This window comes from Tychonema sp. LEGE 06208 (assembly GCF_015207505.1).
GTDB lineage: Bacteria > Cyanobacteriota > Cyanobacteriia > Cyanobacteriales > Microcoleaceae > Microcoleus.
Map to the genome: position 1 here is coordinate 1 of NZ_JADEWT010000165.1, position 10,437 is coordinate 10,437.

Genomic DNA, 10,437 nt, shown 5'->3' on the forward strand with positions numbered 1-10,437 from the left:
CTTTTTCCTCTACCTTCGCCTTCTTGATTACCAGAAAAAATTGGTTTAAAGCCTCTCCCTGATCGGGATAAATTAAAATCAGACGATTCATTACTCCAATCCTCTTCCTTCTTTTGTCAACTGTCAACTGTCAACTGTTTGCTGTTAACTGTTAACAGTTAACAGAATTAAATTGAAGCAGCAAAGTGCGATCGCTCTACTTTTGCCAAAGCTTCCACCAAACTGCGAACAGCAGCAATCATCGCCACTTCGCTATTAAGTTGACTCACAGCAGAACCGACACCAATACCCGCAGCGCCCGCGCCAATAGCAAGCGGTGCGGTGACGCTGGAGATGCCCGAAGCGCAGAGTACGGGAACTTGTACGGCGCGGGAAATTTCAAAGGCTGCGGCCAAAGTAGGCGCTGCTTTTTCAATTAATCCTAAAGTTCCGGCGTGAATTGGTTGGGCGCTAGTGCCACCTTCGGTTTGAATAATATTAGCGCCAGCTTTGACTAATTCTGTTGCTAACTGCACTTGTTTGTCGAGTGCCAAAATGTGGGGAACTGTGACAGAAAGCGTGATGTTCGGAAATAGCGATCGAGTTTCGCGAGTCAACTCCAAAACTTCAGAAGCTTCAAAGCGGCGGCCTAGTGCGTAGAAAGCATCAAAGTTGCCAATTTCAATCAAATCAGCGCCAGCTTCTACCGCAGCCACAAACTTTTGCGGTTCCACAGCCGATACACAAATTGGCAAATTTGTCAACTGTTTTGCCATCAATACCAAATCGCGATCGGCAGCAATATCGACAAATGTTGCACCGCCGAGATCCGCTGCTTTGACAACAGCCGCAACGTTGGCCGCATCAAAATTATTTAAACCGCTGATAATTTTCAAGGCGCGGCCTTGCTCAAATGCGCGCTGCAATTTAGAATCTACACTCATCGTTAGTTTTCCAACTCAAAAAATTTCTTAGACTCATTTTGACACGGATTGGGAATTGGGAATTGGGAATTGGGAATTGGGAATTGGGAATTGGGAATTGGGAATTGGGAATTGGGAATTGGGAATTGGGAATTGGGAATTGGGAATTGGGAATTGGGAATTGGCCCGCGCAGGGCCGCGCAGGCGAAGCGAAGCCCAAAAGTTTAAATCTCCTAGCTGGTAGCTAACCCTCTCTCTTAATTACCGATTACCGATCGCTCGTGCTTACCTCATGTTACACAGAACCGCTATATCACTGTATTTTCCTTGTCCGGGACTGACTGAATTACGCGATGGAGTCAGATAGGGGAAAAAGCGCGATTCGGGAATAAAATTGTGCATAAGGCCGCAACAAGAGCAGAGGCAACCAAGGCTATAAACTAGCCTGAAAAATTAAACATAGTTCCCAAGACAGATAACAGATTATGTCTGTCGGTAGATAATAAAATGTAGCAGATAATTTAAGTGCGCTCTGATATCCGACCGCCCGCAGGAACAGAAAGACATCAAAACGACTAGATAGATGGAAACTTGGCAAACCCCACAAACTAATTTAACCGACATTTCGATCGCAAAGCTTCTGTCGCGCCGCACCCCTCGATCGCCCGATTTGCACGCAGAAAATCGGGCGCTGCAAACCCTTGCCCAACAACTGGCAACCTCCCCCCGCACCATGCTCCAAACACTCGCGGCCATCGCGCGAGAGTTGTGTCGCGCAGATAGTGCCGGAGTCTGCTTGCTAACAGAAAATGCCACATCAGAACAAACTTTTTATTGGGAAGCTTTAGCGGGCGCGTGGGAAGCCGCAGAACAACCAAACAAGCCTCGGACGCTCAATGAAGTCGGAGCCAATCTAGACTTCCAAACTCCCCAGCTTTACCTGCATCCAGAACAATACTTGCAGGACTTGCTGCCGCGCCCGCTGCCGATCGCCGAAGCCTTAGTCCTGCCGCTGCTAGTAGAAAATCAACCGCTGGGAGCAATCTGGATTGTCTCCCACGATGGCGGCCAGTTCGATACCGAAGACCTGCGGATCGGGCTGATGCTATCAGACTTTGCCGTTGCCGCCCTAAAAGTCGATCGCGCCGATCGCACCAAAGAAGCTTGGCGAGAAAGCGAAGAACGCTGGCAGCTTGCATTGCAGAGCAACAACGACGGCATTTGGGAACAGGATTTACAAACAAATTGTCATGTAGCGAGCGATCGCTGTTTACAGATTTTGGAACGCCGGCCCGAAGAAGTCAAGGATCTAGCCCAATACGTGAGCTACATTCATCCCGACGACTTGGAGAGAATTCAAAGCAAGTGGCAGGAACATTTGCACTCCAAAACCTCCCATTACTGCGGAGAATACCGCATCCTCTGTCCCGACGGGCGCTACAAATGGATTTTAGTCAGAGGGCGAGCAGTTTGGGACGAGTCGGGCAATCCCGTGCGGGCCGTGGGTTCCCTGACAGATATCAACGATCGCAAACAAACAGAAACAGCCTTCCAACAAAGCGAAGAACGTTTGAGCGTCGCCATCGAAGGCTCCGGCATGGCAACCTGGGATCAAGACTTGGTAGCAAATCGAGTAATTTGGTCGGCCAACCATTTCAGGATTTTCGGCGGAGAACCGACATTGAGCGGCGAAACAACGCTCGGAATGTGGAAAAACTGCGTGCATCCAGACGACTTAAAGCAAGTCATGCAAGCAGTCAAAACAGCTCGGAAAACCCGCGCGCTATACTCGATCGAATACCGCATCATCCGCGCCGACACCAAAGAAATCCGCTGGTTGAGCGTGTCCGGGCGCTATTTTTACAACGCAGCAGGCTCCGCAGTGCGGTTTGTCGGAGTAGTATTGGATGTTACCGATCGCAAAAAAGCCGAACTCGATTTGCAAGAAAGCCACAACCGCTTCCAACTAGCTACAAGCGCGATCGACGGCATGGTGTTTGAGTGGGATCTGGCATCCAACAGCGTTTACCGTTCCGAAGGACTGTACTCCCTCATCGGTGTCCGCCCCGAGGATGCACCGGCAACACGAGAGTGGTGGAGAGAACGCATCCATCCCCTCGATTTGGCCCGCATCGAGGCCGAGACGGAAGCAATTTTGACTCTCGAACGCTACGAAAGCGAGTACCGAGTCCGGCACGAAGACGGCCGCTGGATCGATGTTTGGCAGCGCGGCACCGCGATTCGCAACCAGCAAGGCGAAGTGACCAAAGTAGTCGGCTTCACCAGCGACATCACCAAGCGCAAACAAGCAGAAACAGCCCTGCGCGATCGCGAAACCCGCCTGCAGTTGATACTCGACAGCGCCAAAGACTACGCCATCTTCACCCTAGACACCGGCGGACACCTTACCAGTTGGAACGCAGGCGCAGAGAGATTGCTGGGCTATTCCGAAGCAGAAATCGTCGGCCGGCACGGACGAATCATCTTCACCCCAGAAGACTCAGCAGCCAGAAAGCCGGAATTAGAAATGCACCTAGCGCTGACTGAAGGAAAAGCAGAAAACGAGCGCTGGCACCTGTGCAAAGACGGCAGCCGTTTTTGGGGCAGCGGGCTGGTGATGCCCCTGCGCGACGCAGCAGGCGACGTGCAAGGTTTCCTGAAAATCATGCAGGACAAAACCGAACGCCGGCAAATAGAAGAAGCACTGCGGCAAAGCGAAAATCGCTACCGCACTCTAGCCGATGCCGTGCCGCAGTTAATGTGGATCAACACCGCCGACGGCAGGTTAGATTTTTGCAACCAGCACTGGCAAAGCTACACGGGCATGATTCCAGAATTGCCTCTGACAGTGCCTGTGCTGGAATTATTTCATCATGAGGATTTGCCCGCAGTTGTCGCCACCCGCACTCAGGCGATTCAAGCAGGGGAATCCTACGAATTTGAATGTCGGGTACGCAGGTTTGACGGCACCTACCGCTGGCATTTGGCGCGACTTGTCCCCGTCAAAGACAGCCTGGGAAAAGTGCTGCAATGGGTCGGAATCGGCATTGATATTGACGATCGCAAACAAGCCGAAGAAAGCTTAGCAGAAAGCGACCGCCGCTTCCGCTTCCTGGCTGAATCGCTGCCCCACCTGATTTGGAATGTAGACACCGCCGGAAAACTTCGCTTTGCCAATCAAAAATGGTCGGAATATCTGGGAATGTCCTACGAGGAAGCCACTCAAAACAATTGGGAGTCTTTGGTGCCGCCGTCGGATTTGGCAGAAAGTTTGGCCCGCTGGGAAGAATGTCAAATCACCGGAGAAGTTTATCAGGTTGAGTTCCGCCTGCGGCGGGCCTCCGACCAAATGGAACGCTGGCATTTGTCCCGCGCCGTGCCAATTCGCGACGGCCTCGACCAGATTGTCGAGTGGATCGGCACGAATACCGACATTCACGATCGCAAAAAAGCCCAACTCAACGAGCAGTTTCTCTCCGGGCTCGAACTTCGCTTGCGACAGCGCTCCAACGCCGCAGAAATGTTGTGGGAAGCCACGAGCAGTTTGGGAGAATATCTACAGGTCGATCGCTGCCTGTGGCACCAAATCGATCTATCAGCCGGAGTGGCAATTGTCGATCGAGACTGGCACCAACCCGGCCTTGCCAGCGTCGCCGGCACCTATCAACTCTCAGACTTTAAGACGGCAGAAATGAAAGCTCTCTCGATGGCAGGTCAAACACTTGTCATCTCAGATATCGCTAGCGACCAGCATACAGCGTCTTTGGTAGATAACTACGGTGCCCTTAGCATTCGCGCTTTAGTCGATGTTCCCTGCCTTGAGGAGGGGCGCTGGGTGGCTCTTTTGGTGGTGATCTCACAGGCGGTGCGGCACTGGCGGGCCGATGAAGTTTCGCTGGTGCAGGAAATGGTGGCTCGCCTCTGGACGGCGATCGGGCACGCGCGAACCCTGCAGGACTTGCACGAGAGCGAGGATCGGTTCCGCGCCCTAGCTGACAACATCGCTCAGTTGGCTTGGATGACAGATGCCACAGGATGGATTTTCTGGTACAACCAGCGCTGGTTTGAATACACCGGCACCACTCAAGAGCAAATGCAAGGCTGGGGCTGGCAGCAGGTGCACCACCCGGAACACGTCGATCGGGTTGTCGCAAAATTTAGGCGCTGCATTGAAAAAGGCGAACTCTGGGAAGATACTTTCCCGATTCGCGGTAAAGACGGATCTTACCGCTGGTTTCTCTCCCGCGCCGTGCCGCTTCACGACGAGAAAGGCAATTTGCTGCGCTGGTGCGGTACCAACACCGACATTACCGATCGCCTCAATGCAGAAGCGGAACGGGAACGCCTGCTAGCCCTCGAAAAGGCCGCCCGAGAAGAAGCAGAACAGGCTAACCGCGTCAAAGACGAATTTTTGGCTGTTTTGTCCCACGAATTGCGGACTCCCTTAAACCCGATTATGGGCTGGGCAAAGCTGTTGCAATCGAATGTGCTGACACCCCAAAAGCAGCGCTACGCCCTAGAAACGATCGAGCGCAACGCCAAACTACAAACTCAGCTAATCGAAGATTTGCTCGACGTGTCGCGGATTCTGCAAGGCAAAGTCAGTTTGAATATTGTACCTGTGGATTTAGCTGAGGCGATCGACAGCGCTATGGAAACTGTACGTTTGTCGGCCCAAGTCAAATCGATTCAAATCAACGCTCAATTTGCACCGAATGTCGGCAGGGTTTTGGGTGATGGGGGCAGGCTTCAGCAGGTTGTGTGGAATTTGCTCTCAAATGCTGTCAAGTTCACCCCGGCGGGAGGCAAAATCGACATTGCTCTCGATCGGGTTGACACTGACGCTCAAATTAGTGTAACTGATACGGGCAAAGGTATAGAACCTGATTTTCTGCCCTACGTGTTCGACTATTTCCGGCAAGCTGACAGCACGTACACGCGCAAGTTTGGCGGATTGGGTTTAGGATTGGCGATCGTCCGCCATCTCGTCGAGCTCCACGGCGGCACGGTGACATCCGACAGTGCAGGCGAAGGAAAAGGCGCGACTTTTACAGTCAAAATCCCCCTGATGCCCGTGCAACCTCCGACAATTCCTGCTGCAAGTGCGCCACCGGAGAAGTCCTTCAATTTGAGCGGTATCCGGGTGTTAGCGGTGGATGATGATGCTGATGCGCGAGATTTGGTGGTTTTTCTGTTGGAGGATTGTGGCGCAAGCGTGACGGCAGTTTCTAACGCTGCCGATGCCTTGGCTGCTTTAATTGTGTCTGTGCCGGATCTGCTGTTGAGCGATATTGGAATGGCCGACACTGACGGTTATATGTTGCTGCGGCAGGTTCGGGCTCTACCTGCGGAGCAAGGGGGACTTGTGCCGGCGATCGCCCTCACCGCTTATGCTGGAGAAATTGACTACCGGCAAGCGCTGGCTGCAGGTTTCCAGCGGCATCTTTCTAAGCCTTTAGATCCTGACAAGTTGCTGCAGGCGATGTTGGATTTGCTCGATCGTTCTGGTTGATTTTTTCCAGGTCTTTTTGTGTGTAAAAGGTCTTTGTTTAACGAACCGCGAAGACGCAAAGGGCGCGAAGGAAGAAGGGATGAAGAAAGGCAGAAGTTAATCATCTCAAGTCGGGTTCTACCGACGATGATTTTGAGGGTGCGACGGTTGTTCGAGCGCGCATGATCTCAAACAAAAAAACCTCGCAGATGGAGGTTTTTTGATGATTGTTGATTCGAGTCCGACAAGTTATAAGCCTTTCTGTGCTCTCATAGGAGGTACTATCCGGGATAGGGCATAGGCCAAACCGGGCATAGGGCATCGGGCATCGGGCATAGGCCAAACCGGGCATCGGGCATCGGCCCGCGCAGGGCATCGGGCATCGGCCCGCGCAGGGCATCGGGCATCGGGCATTGCAACCAACAAACAACAAATAACCAATAACCAATAACCAATAACAACTGTTAACTGTTAACAGTCAACAGTCAACAGTCAACATCACCAGGAGTGCAACCGGAATTGATATTAAATATCCTATTCCTGCATGATTGTCTGCTGCAAGTCCACGGGAGCATTAACGGTAGTCGGTACGCACGGCTGGATCGCGATCGCCCGTTGTAGTTGTATAGCGGACAGTTTCTTCGCGTTTGCGGGGAATTAAACCGAACAAACCAGTCAAGCCTAGCAAGCCCAACCATCCCCAATCAAAACCGCGATCGGCATCAGCATTGTACACATCGGAGCGAGGAATGGTAGTGGTAGTGGTGGTGCTGTTAGTAGCGGGAGCTGGAGCTGTCTGAGCATCGGTGCTCGGAATAGTAGTAGTTGTGGTGGTTCTGCTGTTAGTACCGGGAGCTGGATCTGTCTGAGCCGAAGCAGGCAGATGAGTTGGCACAATGGCTAAACCAGCAGCTATAATACCTGCACCAATTGCCTTGGATAAATTAGAACGCTTCATAATTCAAATGCTCTCTGCTTAGAAAAATCTTTAACTGTCACCAATATATCGATCGGCTATTGCAGCTACATCCACCTCTAGCAGTAAACATTGCTAAATTCCAGCTATCACTATAGATTTATATCCAATTTTTAGCAGGCACACGAAATTAAACATAGCTCGCGCAGGCACTCCGACACTAGAAATCCCCGGCCTCGCACCTCCCTCGCCGGTTTCGGCACTCCGGGACTTCGGACAACTCAATCATGTGTTGTTGACAAAAAAAGGTACACTCAGATCTTGCACAGACAACAGTTGAAACTCGATCGACGGAGATCAAAACTTTTGGGAATAGAGCTACGCAGCTACGTATTTCTAGACAACTTGCAGCCGCAGCACGCAGCATACATCGGCACAATCGCCGCTGGATTCTTGCCGCTTCCTGGGGATGCGTCGCTGTGGATAGAAATCTCACCCGGTATCGAAATTAACCGAATTACCGATGTCGCCCTCAAATCCGCCTCCGTGCGCCCCGGAGTGCAGATAGTCGAGCGCTTGTACGGCCTGCTGGAAGTACACTCTGGCCAGCAGGGAGAAACGCGGGCCGCAGGGAAAGCAATTCTAGAATTCATCGGAGTCCGCAGAGAAGAATCTATTAAACCGCGAGTAATTTCTAGCCAAATTATTCGCAACATTGACGCGCACCAAACACAATTAATCAACCGCACCCGCCGCGGACAGTTGCTGCTGGCGGGACAAACGCTTTATGTCTTAGAAGTAGAACCGGCAGCCTATGCAGCGCTGGCGGCCAATGAAGCAGAAAAAGGCGCATCGATTAATATTTTAGAGGTTCAGGCTGTCGGCAGTTTCGGGCGACTTTACCTCGGTGGCTCAGAACAAGATATTTTAGCAGGTTCCCAGGCAGCAATTGCAGCGGTGGAAAGCATATCTGGTCGGGAAAATCCAGCAATTACCGGTCGCAAGGAATAGCCATTAAAGGAGATGCAATTATGGCAAACCCACAGCATTTAGCGCTCCTGAAAAAAGGTGCAGTTAGTTGGATTGAATGGAGAAATCTCAACCCAAATATAGAACCCGATCTCAGCGAGGCTAACTTCGCCCAAGCCAATCTCAGAGGCGCGCAACTCGGGCGGTCAAACCTTTTTAAAATAGATTTATTTAATGCTAAATTAATTGCCGCAAACTTTGCCGAATCTAACCTCAGTTTAGCAAATCTTGCGGGATCGCAACTGCTCGAAACTAATTTGATTAAAGCCAATTTAACTGGAGCAAATCTCCGAAATGCTGACTTCATGGGAGCCGATTTGAGCGGTGCCAATCTCATTGGGGCGGATCTCAGCGCTGCTAATCTCCAACAAACTGATTTGGGAGATGCGAATTTAATCGGTGCGGTGATGTTTCGAGTTAATGCGATCGGCGCAAACCTCAATAATGCTAATCTCAGTCAAGCTAATCTCAATCAAGCCGAATTGATTGAAGCACATTTTTACGCAGCTAATTTATCTAAAGCTAACCTCGGGGAAGCTCACTTTACTGCAGCTTATTTTTTTAGGGCAAATCTCAGTTTTGCTTTGTTGAGCGGTGCCGATTTGCGGTGGGCTAACCTCGCCAAAGCTGATTTGAGGGGAGCGAATTTGACCGGGGCCAATCTCAGAGGGGCGAACTTGGCGGGAGCTAATCTGGACAAAGCTCATTTGAATGGAACAATTATGCCTGATGGCAGTATTGTTTCAACATAGGTTCGCAGCGAGGACTCTTCGTCCTGACTGCGAACCAATGGTCTCACCAGCAATTAATTTCCTCGAACCGGCGATACTTGATAAAGTCCTCTAACGGGGCCTGGGGCTGTCTGTGAATCTTGCTGCTGCTCTCTCGGTAAAAATTGGTCTTGGAGTCCGGCGGGAGTGGCGAAACATCCGCTCGGTTGAGGTGCTAGCTGGCAAGCGGGAGGCAGCGCCATGACTGAGGAATCGAAGGGATTGACGGCATCCGGGACGCGCAAAATCGGATCGCTGGAAACTTGCCGCTGCATTACTCGTCGGTAAAGGCCGCTGATGCGGCTGGCATCGCGCTCGATTTCTTTTTCGGGAAAGGCAACTACGCCGCTGGGGGCACCGATGCCTAAATAGTCGCCCATGTAGCCTTGCAAGCTGACGTTGTGGTAAAAGTCTCCTGAAGCTTCAAAGAATTGTCGGTTGAAGTCGTCGCTAATCGGGTGAAATCGAGCTGGTTCTGCTTGAGCTGCTTTGACGGATGCGAGGGCGGCAGAGGCGACAGCGAGAATTAACGCGCGGCTAAGGGTTTTTAACTTTTGACTCATATATTTCTTCGGCTTTTAGATTAATTACGGTTCCAATATAAACTGATTATCGGCGGATTATTTGTGTTTGTTACACGGTGTAAGTTATGAATGCTGCTGATTTAAAGGTGCTGCGCGATCGACTTTTGGATTTGTTGTGCGAGTTTGCGTACCGCGAAGGGGATTTTGTGTTGTCTTCGGGGCAGCAAAGTTCTTATTATATCAACTGCAAACCGGTGACGCTGCACGCTGAAGGTGCTTTGGCTACGGGGCGCTTACTCCTCTCCATGCTGCCGACTCAGGTGCAGGCTGTGGGCGGTTTGACCTTGGGTGCTGACCCGATTGTCACTGCGGTAAGTGTGGTTTCGGCTCTGGAAGGTCGATCGATTCCGGCGCTAATTGTCCGCAAGGAGACGAAGGGACACGGGACAATGGCCTATATTGAGGGGCCGCTGTTGCCCGCTGGGACTAATGTGGCGGTGTTGGAGGATGTGGTGACGACGGGCAAGTCGGCGATGCAGGCGGTGGAACGGTTGCGGGGTGCGGGTTATAAAGTCGATCGCGTATTGTCGCTGATCGATCGAGAGCAAGGTGGAGCTCAATTATATCGCGAGCAGGGATTGGATTTTCAGGCCGTTTTTACGATCGCGGATCTTAAGGAATGGATTAGTAGCAAGAAATAATACCAATTTCATAAAGTAGCGCTAGATATTACCCCCCCAACCCCCCCCGCGAGTTCGGGGGGGCTAAGACTTCTGCCTGGTAACGAATATCCAGAGGATCTGGA

Annotated in this window: 8 protein-coding genes; 5 read left to right on the forward strand and 3 right to left on the reverse strand. The window is 51.5% G+C overall.

Going from position 1 to position 10,437, the window contains the following annotated elements:
- Window positions 1–167: 167 nt before the first annotated feature.
- Complete coding sequence (locus IQ263_RS26570) at window positions 168–923, reverse strand: DUF561 domain-containing protein (protein ID WP_194071068.1); 756 nt, start codon at window positions 921–923, stop codon at window positions 168–170.
- Window positions 924–961: 38 nt separating this feature from the next.
- Here IQ263_RS26570 and IQ263_RS26575 point away from each other — a divergent pair, with 38 nt between their 5' ends.
- Both IQ263_RS26575 and IQ263_RS26580 read left to right on the forward strand, forming a co-directional pair.
- A complete protein-coding gene (locus IQ263_RS26575) occupies window positions 962–1,150 on the forward strand; it encodes a hypothetical protein (RefSeq protein ID WP_194071069.1) in 189 nt (62 codons plus the stop codon).
- Between the two features lie 335 nt (window positions 1,151–1,485).
- Window positions 1,486–6,414, forward strand: coding sequence for a PAS domain S-box protein (locus tag IQ263_RS26580; RefSeq protein ID WP_194071070.1), 4,929 nt, complete (start codon window positions 1,486–1,488; stop codon window positions 6,412–6,414).
- A 553-nt stretch (window positions 6,415–6,967) separates the two neighbouring features.
- Here the strand turns inward: IQ263_RS26580 and IQ263_RS26590 are convergent.
- Window positions 6,968–7,351, reverse strand: a complete 384-nt coding sequence (locus tag IQ263_RS26590) for a WGxxGxxG family protein (protein WP_194071072.1) — start codon at window positions 7,349–7,351, stop codon at window positions 6,968–6,970.
- Between the two features lie 324 nt (window positions 7,352–7,675).
- Between IQ263_RS26590 and ccmP the strand changes: the two genes are divergently transcribed.
- On the forward strand, window positions 7,676–8,320 hold the full coding sequence (ccmP, locus tag IQ263_RS26595) for a beta-carboxysome protein CcmP (RefSeq protein ID WP_194010953.1): 645 nt from the start codon (window positions 7,676–7,678) through the stop codon (window positions 8,318–8,320).
- Between the two features lie 20 nt (window positions 8,321–8,340).
- Window positions 8,341–9,090 carry a pentapeptide repeat-containing protein gene (locus IQ263_RS26600; protein WP_194071073.1) on the forward strand — a complete coding sequence of 250 codons (750 nt, stop codon included), beginning with the start codon at window positions 8,341–8,343 and terminating at the stop codon, window positions 9,088–9,090.
- Window positions 9,091–9,143: 53 nt separating this feature from the next.
- Here IQ263_RS26600 and IQ263_RS26605 read toward each other — a convergent pair whose 3' ends face one another.
- Window positions 9,144–9,671 carry a hypothetical protein gene (locus tag IQ263_RS26605; RefSeq protein ID WP_194071074.1) on the reverse strand — a complete coding sequence of 176 codons (528 nt, stop codon included), beginning with the start codon at window positions 9,669–9,671 and terminating at the stop codon, window positions 9,144–9,146.
- Window positions 9,672–9,757: 86 nt separating this feature from the next.
- Between IQ263_RS26605 and pyrE the strand changes: the two genes are divergently transcribed.
- Entirely contained in the window at window positions 9,758–10,333 is a 576-nt protein-coding gene (pyrE, locus tag IQ263_RS26610; RefSeq protein WP_194071075.1) for an orotate phosphoribosyltransferase, read from the forward strand.
- The last annotated feature ends 104 nt before the right edge of the window (window positions 10,334–10,437 follow it).

Bases quoted from the DNA above. Each gene is read 5' to 3' on its own strand.
- IQ263_RS26580 (WP_194071070.1), top strand. From the start codon at position 1,486: ATGGAAACTTGGCAAACCCCACAAACTAATTTAACCGACATTTCGATC.
- IQ263_RS26570 (WP_194071068.1), bottom strand. From the start codon at position 923: ATGAGTGTAGATTCTAAATTGCAGCGCGCATTTGAGCAAGGCCGCGCC.
- IQ263_RS26600 (WP_194071073.1), top strand. From the start codon at position 8,341: ATGGCAAACCCACAGCATTTAGCGCTCCTGAAAAAAGGTGCAGTTAGT.
- IQ263_RS26605 (WP_194071074.1), bottom strand. From the start codon at position 9,671: ATGAGTCAAAAGTTAAAAACCCTTAGCCGCGCGTTAATTCTCGCTGTC.
- IQ263_RS26590 (WP_194071072.1), bottom strand. From the start codon at position 7,351: ATGAAGCGTTCTAATTTATCCAAGGCAATTGGTGCAGGTATTATAGCT.
- pyrE (WP_194071075.1), top strand. From the start codon at position 9,758: ATGAATGCTGCTGATTTAAAGGTGCTGCGCGATCGACTTTTGGATTTG.